At 70.9% G+C, this 15,725-nt stretch carries 13 protein-coding genes; 7 read left to right on the top strand and 6 right to left on the bottom strand.

The annotated features are described in order from the left end of the window. The 3 genes from ACOJUJ_RS25125 to ACOJUJ_RS25115 all read right to left on the bottom strand — a co-directional run. The coding region (locus ACOJUJ_RS25125; protein WP_420129677.1) for a copper resistance CopC family protein at positions 1-1,022 on the bottom strand (1,022 nt) is incomplete at its 3' end. Positions 1,023-1,047: 25 nt separating this feature from the next. Next, positions 1,048-2,631, bottom strand: a complete 1,584-nt coding sequence (locus ACOJUJ_RS25120; RefSeq protein WP_420129676.1) for a hypothetical protein — start codon at positions 2,629-2,631, stop codon at positions 1,048-1,050. A 73-nt stretch (positions 2,632-2,704) separates the two neighbouring features. Beyond that, positions 2,705-3,091 (bottom strand): hypothetical protein, encoded by a 387-nt coding sequence (locus ACOJUJ_RS25115; protein ID WP_420129675.1) that lies wholly within the window; start codon positions 3,089-3,091, stop codon positions 2,705-2,707. 118 nt (positions 3,092-3,209) lie between these two features. Between ACOJUJ_RS25115 and ACOJUJ_RS25110 the strand changes: the two genes are divergently transcribed. From ACOJUJ_RS25110 to ACOJUJ_RS25080, 7 genes are all read left to right on the top strand, one after another. Beyond that, on the top strand, positions 3,210-3,689 hold the full coding sequence (locus ACOJUJ_RS25110) for a hypothetical protein (RefSeq protein ID WP_420129674.1): 480 nt from the start codon (positions 3,210-3,212) through the stop codon (positions 3,687-3,689). A gap of 617 nt (positions 3,690-4,306) precedes the next feature. Further along, positions 4,307-5,206, top strand: a complete 900-nt coding sequence (locus ACOJUJ_RS25105) for a hypothetical protein (RefSeq protein WP_420129673.1) — start codon at positions 4,307-4,309, stop codon at positions 5,204-5,206. A 723-nt stretch (positions 5,207-5,929) separates the two neighbouring features. After that, positions 5,930-6,574: a DUF4129 domain-containing protein gene (locus tag ACOJUJ_RS25100; RefSeq protein ID WP_420129672.1), complete on the top strand. Its 645-nt coding sequence runs from the start codon at positions 5,930-5,932 to the stop codon at positions 6,572-6,574. Further along, positions 6,567-7,730 carry a DUF4350 domain-containing protein gene (locus ACOJUJ_RS25095; protein ID WP_420129671.1) on the top strand — a complete coding sequence of 388 codons (1,164 nt, stop codon included), beginning with the start codon at positions 6,567-6,569 and terminating at the stop codon, positions 7,728-7,730. The genes ACOJUJ_RS25100 and ACOJUJ_RS25095 overlap by 8 nt, the downstream gene beginning before the upstream one ends. After that, a complete protein-coding gene (locus ACOJUJ_RS25090; protein WP_420129670.1) occupies positions 7,731-8,708 on the top strand; it encodes an AAA family ATPase in 978 nt (325 codons plus the stop codon). Further along, the gene (locus ACOJUJ_RS25085) at positions 8,705-10,000 is read left to right on the top strand and encodes a DUF58 domain-containing protein (RefSeq protein ID WP_420129669.1); all 1,296 of its coding nucleotides are present in this window, start codon (positions 8,705-8,707) and stop codon (positions 9,998-10,000) included. Before ACOJUJ_RS25090 ends, ACOJUJ_RS25085 begins: the two co-directional genes overlap by 4 nt. Positions 10,001-10,735: 735 nt before the next feature. Further along, positions 10,736-11,560, top strand: coding sequence for a diguanylate cyclase domain-containing protein (locus ACOJUJ_RS25080; protein ID WP_420129668.1), 825 nt, complete (start codon positions 10,736-10,738; stop codon positions 11,558-11,560). Positions 11,561-11,900: 340 nt separating this feature from the next. Here the strand turns inward: ACOJUJ_RS25080 and ACOJUJ_RS25075 are convergent, their stop codons facing one another. From ACOJUJ_RS25075 to ACOJUJ_RS25065, 3 genes are read right to left on the bottom strand one after another with little or no spacing between them, the layout of a single operon-like run. Further along, on the bottom strand, positions 11,901-12,857 hold the full coding sequence (locus tag ACOJUJ_RS25075; protein ID WP_420129667.1) for a cyanophycinase: 957 nt from the start codon (positions 12,855-12,857) through the stop codon (positions 11,901-11,903). Continuing rightward, on the bottom strand, positions 12,812-13,939 hold the full coding sequence (locus tag ACOJUJ_RS25070) for a cyanophycin synthetase family protein (protein ID WP_420129666.1): 1,128 nt from the start codon (positions 13,937-13,939) through the stop codon (positions 12,812-12,814). The genes ACOJUJ_RS25075 and ACOJUJ_RS25070 overlap by 46 nt, the downstream gene beginning before the upstream one ends. 49 nt (positions 13,940-13,988) lie before the next feature. Continuing rightward, positions 13,989-14,834, bottom strand: coding sequence for a hypothetical protein (locus tag ACOJUJ_RS25065; protein ID WP_420129665.1), 846 nt, complete (start codon positions 14,832-14,834; stop codon positions 13,989-13,991). Between the last annotated feature and the right edge of the window lie 891 nt (positions 14,835-15,725).

Below are 15,725 nucleotides of genomic sequence, written 5' to 3'. Positions count from 1 at the left end.
GCGCCCAGCACGTGCACCGTGTCGCTGAGGATGGCCACGCCGTTCAGCCGCCCCACGGACGCCGCGTGGCCGGAGAGCGCGGGAACCGCGGCCAGCAGCACCGCGCCGGCGCCGGCCCCCATCCATCCCACCCCCCGCCCGTACGGCGCCCTGGCGATGAACAGGCCGATGACGAACGCCAGCGTGGCGATGGCCTGGAGCACCCAGGCCAGCCCCCACCCCGTCTGCCGCAGCAGCACGTCCAGCCGGGCGCCGTCCCACGCCGCCTCGCCGCCGCCCAGCGCCGCCACCTGCATCCACAGCCGCCCGAACAACGCGGCGACGGAAAGCGCCGCCGCGCCCAGGGCGACAAACCAGACCGCCGCCTCCGCCCGAGCGGCGATCGGCCGCAGCACCGGGTCGCGGTCCAGCCGGGGCAGCACGCCGTAGCGGAACGCCACCGCGCCGATCATCCCCAGCAGCGCCGCGAACCAGGCCCAGCGCACCGCCACCGCCAGCGGCCGCCCCGCCTCGCCCACCTCCTCCTCCAGCGCGTCGTCCGTGCCGTCCGTGGTGGGCGGCGGGGGCGGCGCCTGCACCAGCCCCGTGGCCGCCGGCGTCCCCTCCGGCACCTCCGACGCCGCCGCCACGGGCGCGACGGCGAAGCGCCACGAGCCTTCCAGCACGTGCCCGTCGCCGCCCACCGTCTTCCACCGCGCGGTGTAGTCGCCCGGCTCCAGCGGCGCGGGGAGCGCCAGCACAAAGCCGCGCCCCTCGCTCCCTTCCTCCTTGGTCGCGCCGGCTGCCACCTGCGCGCCGCCGCGGAACAGGGTGATGGTGGTCAGCTCGCTCTCCACCGGACGGGAGAAGCGCAGCCGCACCTCGCGCACGGCACCGTGGGCCGTGTCGCCGTCCGCCGGCTGGGCCGATTCCACTTTGGTGTGCGCGGCGGCGGGCGCCGGAACGAGGGCGCACGCCAGGGCCGCCGCGAGCAGCAGCGCGCGACGGCCCCGGGAGATGGTCTTGAAAATGGTCCGCGTCATCAGCATCCGCCGTGGCCCGTCCCACTCAGGGCATGGGCCGGTGATTCGAGGTCATGTCGTCCAGCACGCCGTAGCTGCCCATCCGCATGGGCCCGGCGCTTCCCAGAAACAGCCGCACCCCCAGACTGATCCCCCAGAAGCGGTCGTCGCCAAACAGCGCCTGGACGTCCGCTTCGCCGCGCTCGTGCCACACGCGGTTGTGCTGCAGCTCCACGAAGGGCATGGTGCTGACGGGAAAGCCGCTCAGCTGCCACCCGTACCCCGCCGTGGCGATGAACCAGCGGCTGGCGCCCACCGGATCGTCGTCGTGGTGGTAGCGAAACACGTCGCCGTCCTCGCGCTCCCACTCCGGCCGGGTGCTGTACTCCACCCGCATGTACGGGCGGTGGCGCCCGATGCCCGCCATCGACTCCGCCAGCAGCGCGTAGTAGCCCTGCGCCGCCCCCTCCGGCTCGCTGCGCGACGCTTCCACCAGCGAGTACAGCGTGCCAAAGCGGTGCGTGGCCGCGTGGCGCAGGTAGCCGTTCACCAGCGCCGTGCGCTCCTTGCCGCCGTGGTGCGCCTCGGCCACGCTGCCGTACGAGCCCGATACTTCCCAGCGCGCCGCCGTCCCCGTGCCGCCAAAGCGGCGGATGACGCGCGCCGACCAGCTGTCGCCGAACGCCGTGTAATTCGAGAAGTCGTACGGCCCCTCCGGCTCCGCGCCGCCGAACAGTCCCGCTTCAACGCTCCAGGGCCCCCCAAGATAAACAACGTTGGCCGTCCACCGCTCCAGGATCTGCGAAAGGTGGTGGTTCGTGGGATATTTCGCCACCGGGCGCGACATGGGATCGTCCGTGCCGTACGGCGCGAACCCCTTGCCGGCGGACAGGGACAGGTCGCCACCCGCCACGTTCCACAGGTTGGCGCTCAGCATGAACTCGTGCAGCAGCGTGTGCGGATGGCGCCGGTCGATGAACCCCTCGCCCCATCCGCCCGCCGTAAGCTCGCCGCCGGGCTGCGTGATCCCCTCAAAGTTCAGCGTGAAGCGCAGCACCAAGCGGCTCCCCGGGCTTTCCAGGTTGATCATCAGCGCCGGCTGCGTCAGGTACGGCTCCGTCTGCGACAGCTCCGACGACTCGTTCCCCAGCCCCGTGGTGACGATGGGGTACGCCTGCGCCATCCCCATCAGGCTCCACCCCTCGCCCAGCGGCTTCATCAGCATCCGGTGCCCGCCCGGCGCGCCCTCCGCGTGGGCGTGCACCCCCGCCGGAGCGGCCGCCGCGTTCCCGTCATGCCCGGCGTGCGGGTCCGCGGGTTTCGCGCTGGCGTCGTGCCCCACGTGACCCGCGTGCGGATCCGCCGCGGCGGGTGGCGGCGGGGGCGCGGGCGGCGGCGGAAGCGGGCGGTTCACCGTGCCCGGCCGCATCATCCGCTCGCGCGCGGAGTCCGCCCGCATCATCTCCCGATGCTGCGAATCCGTGTGCGTGCGGTGCGGATCCGCGGAATCCGCGCGGGTGGTGTCGGCATGGACGTGCGTGGTGTCGGCGCGCACGGCTCCGTGCTGGTGCTGCTGCGCGGAAAGTGCGGCCGGTACCGCGGCGCCCACAAGCAGGGCCGCGGCCGTCATGATCCTTCTCATCCTCGAAGTTCGCCTCTCGGTTCATACGCGCCCGGTCCCAGGATGGACGGGCGATCGCCGGCTATGAACGGAGCGCGCTTCGCGGAGGGGGTGGATCAAAGGAAAGCGTGGGAGATGCGTACGCGTCGCGCCCGGCGGCCAGGCCGTCGGCATGGGGCGCGTCGAGCGCCAGGAGGGAGGCGGACGCGGACGGCGCGGCGGCCGCGCCGCACGCCGCCAGCACGCCGCACCCGCTCGCCAGGTGCTGCGCGGGCGAGGGCGGGTGGCGCTCGTCGTTCCGCGGCTCGGCGGGGGCCGGCGCGGGGGCGTGGTGGCCGTAATGGGAAGATGCGGACGCCGCCGCGTGCTCCGCCTGCCCGGACGGCACGGCGGCCATCGGGCAATCGGCCACCGTCGCCTGGGTCCAGGCAAAGCAGGCCAGCAGCAGCAGCGTGATCAGCGTTCGCATGACATCCAATATAGCCCCTCCCCCTACCTGCCGGCAAGCAGCCCCCTCGCGCGGCGCGCCGGCAAGTCGCATCTTCCACGCCAGCACGGAGGCATGCAACTGCGGACGGGAGAACGGGATGGCGGCGGACAAGGATTCGGAGGCGGGGGAACGGCTGGCGTCGGACCGGGTGTTCGGGGTGATCGGGGGGCTGCTCCTGCTGCTGGGGCTGGTCTACGCCGTACGCTCGTTCCTGCCGGGGGGCTCGGACACCGGCGCGGGGCCCGCGGCGGCCGCGGTCCCCGCGCTGGCCATCGTGAGCCCCGCCGCCGGCGCTGAGGTGGCGCAGCCGCTGGTGGTGGAGCTGGACGCCGGGACGCAGCTGGTGCTGGGGCCCACCGGGTGGACGGCGGACGGGCGCCACCTGCACCTGTTCGCCGGTGGCACGGAGGTGATGGCCACGGCCACGGAGCTGCAGCCCGCGGGCGGCACCCGCTACCGCTGGACGCTGGCGCGCCTCCCCGGCGACACCACCACGCTGCGCCTGGCCTGGTCCGACGAGCGCCATCGCACCATCGAGCAGGGCGCCTCGGCGCCGGTGCCGGTGCGGCTCCGCTAATGCCTGACCCAGGTTTTTCCTTCCAGAAGCACGCTGTCATCCTGAGGGAGCGCACGCCCGAACCTTCATAGCCACAAGAGGTTGCGCGCGACCGAAGGATCTTTTCCGGGTCGCTACGGGCCCAGCCCTCGAGAGCTGTTCACGTCCCCTCGTCGTGCCGCGAACCTGCTGCTACAGAAGCACTCTGGCGCCGACCAAAGGATGGCGCCGGCAGCACCGGAGGTGAAAGGTCAGACTCAACCGGATCCGGAGGGGTCGCCCCGCGCCTAACCAGCGTTCACACAATAGGTTGGCGCCGACCGTAGGACCTTGTCTTCCCAGCCGAGGGACTGAAACGGCTCCCGAGGGCTGGGTCTCGCGCGACCCGACAAAGATCCTTCGGTCGCGCAAGCTTCTGTGGTTCTAGAAAGTTACGGGCGTGCGCTCCCTCAGGATGACAGCGTGCCTCTGTCGGCAGCAGGTGGGATGGTGACGACACCCTCACGAGGGTGCGGAAACCAATGTGTTGACGACGGGCGCTTCCGCCCCTACCCTGTTGTGTCTTCAGCGGTACGGGCTCACACCCTCCGGGCCCGCGGCACCTCCCTTCCATGAATCAGCATCAAAGGAGCAGGCGCATGGCGCTTCCCCCCCTTCGCCCCCTCGGCTTTGGCGAGATCCTGGACGGCGCGTTCACGCTGTACCGGCGCAACTTCGTCACGTTCATCCTCACAGCACTGATCCCCACCGCGGTGATGATCGTGGGATTCGTGGTGCTGGGCGGCGGCTTTGTGGCGGCGGCCACCACCGACGATCCGACCGCCCTGATCGGCGCCGCGTTCGGCGGGCTGATGCTGCTCGGTGCGGTAGCCATCGCGGCGGTACTGATCATGTGGGGCGGGCTTACCCGCGAGGCGGCGCAGTCGTACACGGGCCAGCCCACCTCGGTGGGCGATGGCATGCGGGCCGGCCTACGCGCCGCGCTTCCGCTGCTGGGCTCCATGTTCCTGATTGGCATCGGCGGCATGGTTGCCTTCTTTGCCGTGGCGTTGCTGGGCGGCATCCTCATCGGCATCTTTTCTTCCATGGGCGGAGCCGCCGCCGTGGTGGGCATGTTCCTGATGTTCGTGGTCGTGATGGCCGCGTACCTGGGCATCATCGGCCTGCTCTTCGCGGTTGGGCCGGCCATCGTGGTGGAGGGGGCGGGCCCGCTGGAGGCGCTGGAGCGGTCGTTCACCCTGGCCCGCGGTGCGCTGGGGCGGGTGATCGGGCTGATGCTGGTGACCATCCTGATCACCTACCTGCCCATGATGGCGGTGCTGGCGTTCACCGGCGGGTTCGCCCAGATGATGAACCCGCAGGCCCTCCCCACCCCGGGGCAGTTCATCACGCAGCAGGTGCTTTCCATGGGCGTGGGCATTCTCACCACGCCGTTCATGGTCGCCGTGATCGTGCTGCTGTACTTCGATCGCCGCGTACGCACCGAAGCGCTGGACGTGCAGATGATGACCGACCAGCTGGCTGTCGCCGGCGACTGATCGGCATCGCCGAACAAGGGGAGCGCGCCCGCCGCGCTCCCCTTTCCGGCCCCATCGTCCAGCACCCGGGCGACAATCCGCGCCAGATCATCCGGGGCCGCCGGGAACGCCGCTCACCTCGCGCGTTGAAGTGGCGGACGGTTTCAGGGATCGCGCATCAGGTGGTGCGATCGACATGCTTCCGCTGCGCTCCGGACATCATCCACCGATCCTCGTCCCTCCGCGCCTGCAGCCACGCGATGTGGATGGCGGGAATGGTGTTCCCCCAAAAAACGCGGATGGCCCCCTGCCGCATTCCATCCACTTCCCGTTTCCGACGCCCTCACCCAAGCTCCTGCCTCGTCGACCTTCCCCATCCGCACCCGATACCTGAGATTCCGGCTCCGGACGGAAATCGGAGAAACGCCACGTAAAACTCTGCTAACTCTGGTAACTCTGCGTGAGATCATTCTTTTCGCAGACTCGGCACAAACCAGGACGAATCGGCACGAGAAAACTCCGTTAACTCCGTTGACTCCGTGTGAAACCCATTCCCTTGTGCGGATTCAGCACGATGCAGCGAGCCGCGCAAACGCCACGTTTGACCGGCGCGCGCTCCCCGCATAGCTTTTCGTTCCCCATCGCCCGCACGGGCCCCGCATGGCCCCGGCCTTTCCGATCGATCCTGTCGATGCTCCCGCACCGTCGCCCGATGAACGTGGGCGAGATCCTGGACGGCACCTGATGCAGACGGGCATCCCCACCGCCGCGCAGGTGGACGAGGCGCTGCGCCGCACCTACGCGCGACCGGAGCTGGCGCCCCGCGAGCCGGGCGCGCTGGACGGCCTGCGCGCGTGGTGGCGCCAGTTCTGGGCCCGCGTGGGCGACTGGTTCGACCAGTTCGGCAACCTGCGCGACGCCAGCCCGCTGGTGTACTGGGCGGTCATCGGCACGCTGGTGGCGGCGGGGCTGGCGATCATCGGCTACCTGCTGTGGAGCACGCTGCTGCGGATGGAGGCGCGCGACCTTCCGGACCGCTCCCGCGAAGCCAGGCCCGGTCCCGGATCCACCAACGCCCGCGCCCGCAGCGCCGCGGAGTGGGAGGAGGAAGCCCGCCGCGCCGCCGCCGCCGGGCGCTACCGCGAGGCCGCCGTGGCTCTGTACCAGGCGCTGCTGCTGCGGCTGGAGGCGGCGGGCGCCGTGCGTTACGACCCGGCCAAGACGCCGGGTGACTACCGCCGCGAAGTCCGCCGCGACCCCGACGCGGCGGGGGCGCTGACGGCATTCCTGCGCGGCTTTGAGCCCGCCGTCTTTGGCGGGCGGGCGCTGGACGGCGAGGGGTACGAGCGGCTGCGCGCCGCCGCGGCGGGGGCCAACGGCCGTGGGTAGGCGCGACGGCGGGCTGGTGGTGCTGCTGGTGATCATCATCATCGCCCTTTCCGCCCTCGCCGGGCGCCAGGCCGCCAATGACGACAGCGGCGACCCGCGCGCCTCCACCTTCGTCCGTTCCGGCGATGGGCTGGCGGCGCTGTACTGGACGATGGAGGAGCTGGACCTTCCCGTCGCCCGGCGCACGGACCCGCTGCTGGACGCGGACTCGCTGCACGGCACCCTGGCCATTGTCGCCCCCCTCAAGGCGCTCACGGAGGAAGAAACGTCCGTGGTGATGGAGCACGTGCACCGCGGCGGCACCCTGCTTTTCGCCGCCACCGGCTACGACTACGGCGGCGCGATGTACGACTCGCTGGGCCTGATCCCCGTCCTGCTCCCCGACGTGAACCCGCTGCTGGGTACCACCCGCTCGGCCACGGCGCGCCCACACCGCTGGACGGCGGGAGCCGCGCGGGTGGACGGGTTTCGCCGCGGCTTTCGCACCAGCTCCACCGCGCTGGGCAAAAAGGGGGTGCAGACGGTGCTGGCCGTGGACAGCGTTCCGGTCGTCATCACCTGGCCGCTGGGCCGGGGGCGGGTGATCGCGGTCTCCGACGCGCAGCCGCTGCTCAACGGCAGGCTCGAGGAGAGCGGCGCCGCGCACGTGCTGGTGCGCGCGCTGGCGGAGGCGCGCGACACCACGTTCTTTGACGAGTACCACCAGGGCTTCAGCGGCGACGGCAGCCTGCTGGGCGGAACGCTCACGATGGTGCGCCGCTTTGCCTCCGGGCCCGTGGCGCTGCAGCTGCTGGCGGCTGCGCTGCTGCTGCTCTGGGCGGGTGGACGCCGCTTGGGCGCGCCGCTGCAGCCGCCGCCGCTGCGCCGCCGGTCGCCGCTGGAGCACGTGGAGGCGCTGGCGGGGGCGTACCGGCAGGCGGGGGCGCGGCGCACGGTGCGCCGGCTGCTGCTGGCGGGGATGGCGCGGCGGCTGGGGCGGCGCGCGCCGGCGGACGACCGCGCCGGGGGCGAGATGCTGGAGCGGATGGCGAAGCAGAGCCCCGTGGGGCGCGAGGCCGCAGCGGAGCTGGAGCAGGAGTGGAAGCGCGGGCATTCGGGCGACCTGGTGGCGCTCACCCGCGGCGTGGACCGGCTACTGGACGAGGTACGGCGATAGATGACGATGACGACGCAGGACGGTGCGACGGGCGACCGCGCGCACCGGGTGCTGGACGAGCTTTCGGGGGTGGTGCTGGGGCAGGAGGAGATGCTTCGGCAGATGATGATCTCCCTGCTGGCCGGTGGCCACGCGCTGCTCGAAGGGGTGCCGGGGACGGCCAAGACGCTTTCCATCCGCGCGCTTTCGATGGCGCTGGACCTGCGCTTTGGCCGCGTGCAGTTCACCCCCGACCTCATGCCGACGGACCTGATCGGCGTGAACGTGCTGGACGAGCTGCGGCGCGACTTCTCTTTCCACGCCGGCCCGCTCTTTACCGACCTGCTGCTGGCGGACGAGATCAACCGCGCGCCGGCCAAGACGCAGGCGGCGCTGCTGGAAGCCATGCAGGAGCGGCAGATCACCACGGACGGCCAGACGCGCCCGCTCCCCGCCGGCTTTACCGTCTTCGCCTCGCAGAACCCGGTGGAGTACGAGGGAACGTATCCCCTTCCCGAGGCGCAGCTGGACCGCTTTCTCCTCAAGATCGTGGTCGGCTACCCCGGCGCCGAGGCGGAGCGCGCCATCCTGGACCGCTACGTGGACGGCTTCAGCGCCGACCGCGCGGACACGTACGGCATCAAGCCCATCCTGGCGGGCGGAGAGATCATCCAGCTGCGGCAGGCGGTCGCCACGGTGCACGTGGAGCCCATCGTGCGCGACTACGTCACCCGCATCGTCCGGGCGACGCGCGAGGAGCCCAGCCTGGCGCTGGGCGCGTCGCCGCGCGCGGGGGTGGCGCTGTTCCTGGCTTCGCGCGCGGAGGCGTTTCTCTCCGGCCGCGACTTCGTGACGCCGGACGACGTCAAGGCGCTAGCGCTCCCCGTGCTGCGCCACCGCGTGGTGCTCACGCCCGAGGCGGAGGTAGAGGGGCAGACGGTGGACGAGCGCCTGGCCGGCCTGCTGAACACCGTCCCCGCCCCGCGCGGCGCGGCGTGAGCCTGCTCCCCTCCGGACGCTGGCTGGCCCTGCTGGCCGCGGCCGCGCCGCTCTTTCTGCTCAGCCCCGCCGTCGCGCTGGGGGTGGACGCCGTCCTCGTCCTGCTGCTGATCGCCGACGCGCTCTCGATCCCCCCAGAGGACCAGCTGCGGCTGGAGCGGCGCACCCCCGCGCGCATCTCGCTGGGCGCGCGGGCGGAGGTGGAGATCCGCATCGGCAACCGCACCCGCCGCCGCGTCCGTGTCCGCGTGACGGACGACCTGCCGCCGATGCTGGAGCGTGTGGGCGACGACGTGGCGGACGTGTGGATCCCCGCGCGTCAGGAGGAGCGCGCCCCCTACACCGTCGCGACGCTGCGCCGCGGCGACGGCGTCTTCGGGGACCTGCACCTGCGCGTCGCCGGCCCGCTGGGGCTGGCGTGGCGGCAGCGCAGGATTGAGCGGGGGGACGAGGTGCGCGTCGTCCCCGGCGTGCTGGAGGTGAAGCGGTACCGGCTGCTGGGGCTGCGCAACCGCCTGCGCGAGGCGGGCTTTCGCAGCGTGCGCCAGCGCGGCGAGGGCGGCTCGTTCGAGAGCCTGCGCGAGTACGTGCGGGGGGATGATCCGCGCACGCTGGACTGGAAGGCGAGCGCGCGCCGTGGCGGCCTGATCGTCAAGCAGTTCGAGCTGGAGCGGCGGCAGAACGTGGTGATCGCCATCGACGCCGGCCGGCTGATGACGCAGAAGGTGGGGGAGCGCGAGCGGCTGGACTACGCGCTCACCGCCGCGCTGCTGCTGGCCGACGTGGCCCGCGTGCACGACGACGCGGTGGGGCTGCTGGTCTTCAGCGACCGCGTCGAGGCGTTCATCCCCCCCGCGCGCAACTCCGTCAGCCGCCTGGCCGAGGCGCTGGGCGAGGTGCACGCGCGGATGGTGGAGCCCAACTATCCCGCCGCGTTCACCTACCTGGCCAGGCACGTGCGCAAGCGGTCGCTGCTGGTGCTGTTCACGGATCTGATCGATCCGCTGGCGAGCGCGGCCGTCGTATCCCAGCTGACCCGCGCGGCGGACCGGCACCTGCCGCTGGCGGTCGCCATCCGCAACCCGGATCTGGAAGCAGCCGCCGCGCAGACCGCGACCGACGAGGCCACCGTCTACCGCCGCGCCGCCGCCGAAGAGCTGCTGCAGGCCCGCGCCGCCGCGCTGGCCGCCATGCAGCGCGCCGGCGTTCTGGTGGCCGACACCCGTCCCGGGGACGCCGTGCCCGCGGTGGTGAACCGGTACCTGGACGTGAAGCGCCGCGGCATGCTCTAGGCTCCGCAACAGACTGGGCCTCACACGGAGTCAACGGAGTTAACGGAGTTTGCGCGTGCCGTTTCCTCGGATTCCGTGGTCCGACAAAAAGATTGGGCCTCACACAGAGTTAGCAGAGTCAACAGAGTTTTACGTGGCGTTTCCGCTGCTCTCGCGGCGGGAACTGACTCTCGGTGTCGGGTGGGGATGAGGGATGTCGACGAGACGGGATCGTTTGTAATCGTAATACCAGATCCGACAAAAGTGCCATTCTGAGGGAGGCGCCGCGCAACGCTCTCCGTTCGCGCAGGAGAGTGGCGCCGACCGAAGAATCTCCATGCTGAAACGCGCGGTTCTTTCCGTCACGACGGGGTTCCCGGGCGTTGCCCGGAAAGGGGTTCCGCGCGAGGGGAGGGAGATTCTTCGGTCGCGCTCGCTCGCTCAGAATGACAGGTGTTTTCCCGGATTCCGTATAGGGTTTCGGGAACGGGAAGTGGATGGAATGCGGCAGGGGGCCATGAGAATTTTTTTGAGAAGGGTGTAGATCGACGGATGAGCTTCCGGGGCGCATCGGATCCGGCGGATCTCACCACCTGATGCGCGATCTGGAGAAGCATCCGCCATCTCGGAACCAGAATCGACAAGCGTGCGCGAGAAGATCCTCGACTCTCGTGCGAAGATGCGTATCTTCTCCAAAACCACATCATCTCCCCCGCCCCTCAAAAGGGCCACCTTCCCGCCGACCGAACCTTCTCCATGAAAAGCGGACGTAAGGAGCGAAGCCGCTCTCCCGCGCGTTCCATCACCGAAGCCGTGCTGCTGATGGTCGTGGCCAGCGCGCTGGACGGCGCCACCGGCTACGAGCTGACCGTGCTGCCGCTGTACGTGATCCCCGCCGGATTGGCGGGGTGGCACGCGGGGCGATGGGCGGGGCTGGGGGTGTCGGCGCTGGGGGCGGTGGCGTGGCTGGCGGCTGACGTGTACACCGAGCACCCGTACTCGCACCCCCTCATTCCGTACTGGAACGCGGCGGCGCGCATGGCCGTGTTCGGCGTGGTGGCGGTGCTGGCGTCGGAGCTGCGGCGGATGCGCGACCGTGTTTCCACCCCCGGCGACAGCGACGAAGCGGTCACGGAGGGCGCCTCGTTCTACCGGCTGCTGGAGCACGAGCACAAGGCCGTGGCGCGCCACGGCCGGGCCGTCACGCTGGCGTACCTGGACGCCGGCGCCGCGGGCGAGCCGTTCGCCGGCGCGCTGGTGGACGCGCTGCAAGCCACCCTGCGCGCCACGGACGTGGTGGCGCGGCCGCGCGGGCGGGAGTTCGCGCTGCTGCTGGTGGATGCCGGCCCCGCCGCCGCGGCCGTCGCCCTGGAACGCATCCGCGAGTCGCTGGCCATGCTGGCCTCCGGCCACGATCCCGCCCCCGCGCTGGCCATTGGCGCGGTAAGCTGCACCGACCCGCGCTGCAACATGAACCGCCTGATCCAGCGCGCCTATCAGGTTCTGTACGAAGCCGAGCGCATCCCCGGCCAGGTGACCCTCACCCTGGAAACCATGGCCGAGGCTCAGCCGGTGGGGTGACGCGGCATGCGGGATCCTCCCCGTGTTCCCGTAGAAACGTGACCCGACCGGCCTTTACCTGGGCGATTGAAATCGCGGCTACAAGGGCACAAAGTCCGCCTGCGCGGACTCGGCGGCCCGGCTGCATGCGGCGTCCCACGCACCTGCGCGGCCGCACACCAGGCAACCGTGCGCGATGCGTCATGAAGTTGAAGCCCCACCGTGGCGAGCCTTAGCTCGCCACGGTGGGGCTTGTCGCATTTTCAGCCTGCGGCTTTAGCCGCCCGAGAAAGATGCCTGCCGCGCGGCCTACTCACGCACTCTTGCACACCCTCACACCCTCACACCCTCACACCCTCACTCACGCACTCGCCGCCGGCTCCTCCATCCCCTCGCTGCGCAGCACCTCCAGCCCCGCCTCGCCGGCCGCTTCCTCGCGGCGCGCCTGGATCAGCACCTCCAGCTCGCGCTCGCGCAGGTTGAGCGTGTACCCGGCGCCCACGATGCCCACGCGCAGGTAGCTGAGCGTGAGCGGCTTGCCGTCCAGGCATTCGTCGGCGTTGTCGAAGCGCACGCCGCGGCCGTCGACGAACGTCACCGACCCCTTTCCCACCACCTCGCCCAGGTGCCCCCGCACCACCAGCGCCGTGTCTTCGTCGATCCCCAGCCCCAGCGTTTCGGGGTTCTGGGCGATGACCATGAACAGGCGCTGCAGCCGCCGCCGCTGCGTGAAGTGCGTGTCGATCATCGCGCGGAAACCCAGCAGGCCAAAGCCGGGCCCCAGGTGAAGGGCCTGCATCTGCCCATACTCGTCGGGCTCGCCGCCGGCCAGGATGGTCTCGGTGAGTGCCGCCGCGCCCGCGCTGGTGCCGCAGATGGTGGCGCCGTTGGCGTACGCCTCGCGCACCGCGCGGTCCACGCGCGACCCGCCCACCGTCGCCACCAGGTGCACCTGGTCGCCGCCGCCAAAGAAGATGCCGTCCGCCTCCTCGATCATCCGCACGATGCGGCGGTCCTGCGCCTGGTCACGGCGGTCGATGATGGGGATCTCCACGTGCGTGGCCCCCGCCTGCTCAAACGACTTCATCCACTCGCGCGCGCTGCCGGCGGGGTCCTGCGAGGCGGTGGTGAGCCCCACGATCTTGCCGCCGTCCAGCGCGTTGCAGTGGCGCAGAAACGCCCCCAGCGCGTCGCCCATGGGGTCGCACGCGCCGCCGATGAGCACCAGGGTGCCGGGGCCGCGGTCCGAGCGCCTGCGCACCGGCTCGCGCTTCACGGCGCCGCGGGCGCCGGCTCCGTTGCCGGATCTGGAATCCATTCGTCTCCCGTTTCAGCCGCGCCAAGCTCGCGCAGCGAGTGCACCGCCAGCGCCGCCGCCACCTGCGCGGCGCGGTCGGCTCCATCCACCAGCGCACCGGCGTCGCTCAGCTCGCCGCCGGTCTCGATCACGATCCGTCCGTCCCGCACCATCGCCACGGAGTGCGCCACCCGCGCGTCGCGCGCGGGGACGGCGTCCAGTTCCGAGAACACGGCCACTCGGCAGCCGGCGCGGCGCGCCATGTCCTGCACCTCCCATTCCCGTCCCGGCAGCACCACGATTCCCCCGCTCGCCACCGCGTCGGCCAGCACGGAAACCAGCTGCAGGTTGCGCTCCTCGTCGCGGTAGCGGTCGGGAACGTCCTGCACGTCGCTGTCCAGGATGACGGCGATCTCCGAACGCGCGTACGGCAGCCCCGCGTTCAGGATGTACGACGGCGCCACGTCCACGATCAGCTCGTGGTCGCTGATGCCGCGCCGCACCATCTCCTCGCGCACCGCCGTGCGCTCGCCGCCGCCCGTGATGCCGCACAGCACGCGCTGCGTAAGCGGCGGCACGTCGGGCGTGTCGAGCAGCGCGCGCAGCTCGTTGAGCGCGAACTCCACGTCGTCCAGCTCGCCCGCGAACGCCTTCTGCACCACGTCCAGCGCCAGCGCGGCGGAGCGCAGGCCGACCTCGGCGTGCAGGTGCTCGAACACGACGGTGTACTCCCCCGGCCGGTCACCGCCGCGGGCGCGTCCAAATCCCACGTCGTGCCCCACCATGGTCTGCAGCTCCAGCCCCACGTGCTCGGCGATGTGGGGCGCGTACGTCCCCCGGCGCAGGCGCGTGACAAAGCCGCCCCGCTCGCCGATGCTGCAGCGGTGCTCCCACAGCCCCGGCATGGCGCGGATCAGTGCCTCGGTAAAGCCTGGGACGTCGGCCGAGTGGATCTCGTCGTACTCGCCCACGGCCACGTCCAGCCGCGTGACGGGGCGGCTGCTCCAGAAGTTGGCCCCGCGCAGCGTGCGCAGGCCCACCAGGCGAATCTCGGTGTAGGGATCGAACGGCGGCATGAAGCTGGGGTCCGGACCTGGGCGCACGGAAACGTCACCTGACGCGCCCTCCGCAAACCCGGCGCCGCGAATCCGCTTATCCGTCCGTGAACACCACCGTCCACCCTTCGGGAAGGGGCGGCAGCCGGTACCAGCGTGGCCCGCCCCCCGAGCCCCTGCAGGCGCGCGAGCGGTGGATGCGCACCACGCGGTACTCGCGGCGAAGCTCGGAGCGATGGGCGTGAACGTCGTACAGGGCGTCGCACACCGGGCCCGGCACCACGCGCACGTACAGGTCCCGGCCCAGCGCGGGGAAGTCCGATGGGTCGCAACCCGACGGAGCCTGGATGGCCTCCGCGTCCACGCGATCGCGCACCACGCGCACCGGGCCGGGATCGCAGTCGATGAGCTCCCACGCCGCCGCAATCGGCACCGCGTCCGCCGCGGCGTCCAGCGTATCGGTGCGCCACGGGGCCCGGTTGAGGTCGTCGATCCTGCGCTCCGTAAACGCGACGGTCCAGCCCACGGGCAGCGGGGGAAGCCGGATCCATCGCTCCTCCGACCTTCCCGCGCGGCAGCCGCCGTATCGATCGACGATCAGGATGCGGTACTCGCGGCGTGAATTGGAGCGAAAGGCATCTACCGAGTGCCGGGCGTGGCAGTCGCCCATCATCACCACGCGAACGTAAAGGTCGCGCCCCAGGCCGGGGAACGGGAGCGGATCGCACCCGCTGAAGCGCCGGATCTCCGCGGCGTCGGCGCTGTCGCGCAGCACCTGGTTACCGGGCGGATCGCAGTCCGTCCCCACATCCGCCAGCGGGATCGGAACCGCGTCCGGCGCCAGCTCCAGCGAATCCGGCTGCCACCGCCGGTACCAGTCCGGCTGCGCGCCCGCCGGGGCCGCGCACAGCACCGCCGCCACGCCCGCGGCCAGCATCGCCAACCAGCATCCGCCTCGCTCGTTCATCGTCCGCCACCGGCAGAAGAGAGGAAAGAACCCGCGCCGTCTACCGGCGCAACCGGGCACGAGTTCCGGCGGAGGACGAACCGCAAAAATCTGCGTAGGGAAGATCACTGTATTTTGAGAGGTTATTGAAACGCGTCCAGCCTCCCAGTCATCCTGAGGGAGGCACCACTCCGCAACCTGTTGATACACAACTACTTGGTTCCAACCGAAGGACCTTATCTGGCTGACTGAGGACCTTGAACGGCTCGTGAGGCCGGGCCCCGGCCGCCCCGACAAAGATCCTTCGGTCGCGCGCAAGCTTCCGTGGCTATGCAGTTACGGGCGCACGCTCCCTCAGAGGGTGTATGAGGAACCTCAGTCTTCGTACGAGCGCACAGTCATCCTGAGGGAGCGCCACGCGGAACCCTCAGGGACACAGAAGCTGGCGCGCGACCGAAGGACCGTCTATACCCCACCCGGAGGCCAGACGCGGGGCATGAAGCCAGCCTCACGTTTCTGCCAGCAAGGTCCTTCGGTCGGCGCCAGAGTATTGTGTACGAACAGGTTCTGGAGCGGCGCCTCCCTCAGGATGACTGGCATGGGTCGAGGTTTCTCAACACCCTCTCAGGCTATGGATGACAGCGCACCTCTAGGAGCAGATGAGGTTTGGCAACAGCCTCTGAAGGGAAGCGCCGCGCACACCCGTCTTCACGCTCCACCGTCATGGCGCCGACTGAAGAATCTCCGTCGGAAACGGGCGGGGCCCTTCGTGCCGAAGCCGGACGTAGCCGAAGCGATCGTGGGCCCAGCCGGCAGATTCTTCGGTCGGCGCACGGGCAATCGCGCAAACCGACAGCACTGGGCACGCGCCTTCCTCAGAATGACACC

The organism is Longimicrobium sp., from assembly GCF_048594345.1.
Lineage (GTDB): Bacteria > Gemmatimonadota > Gemmatimonadetes > Longimicrobiales > Longimicrobiaceae > Longimicrobium.
This window is presented reverse-complemented; position numbering and strand designations above follow the sequence as displayed.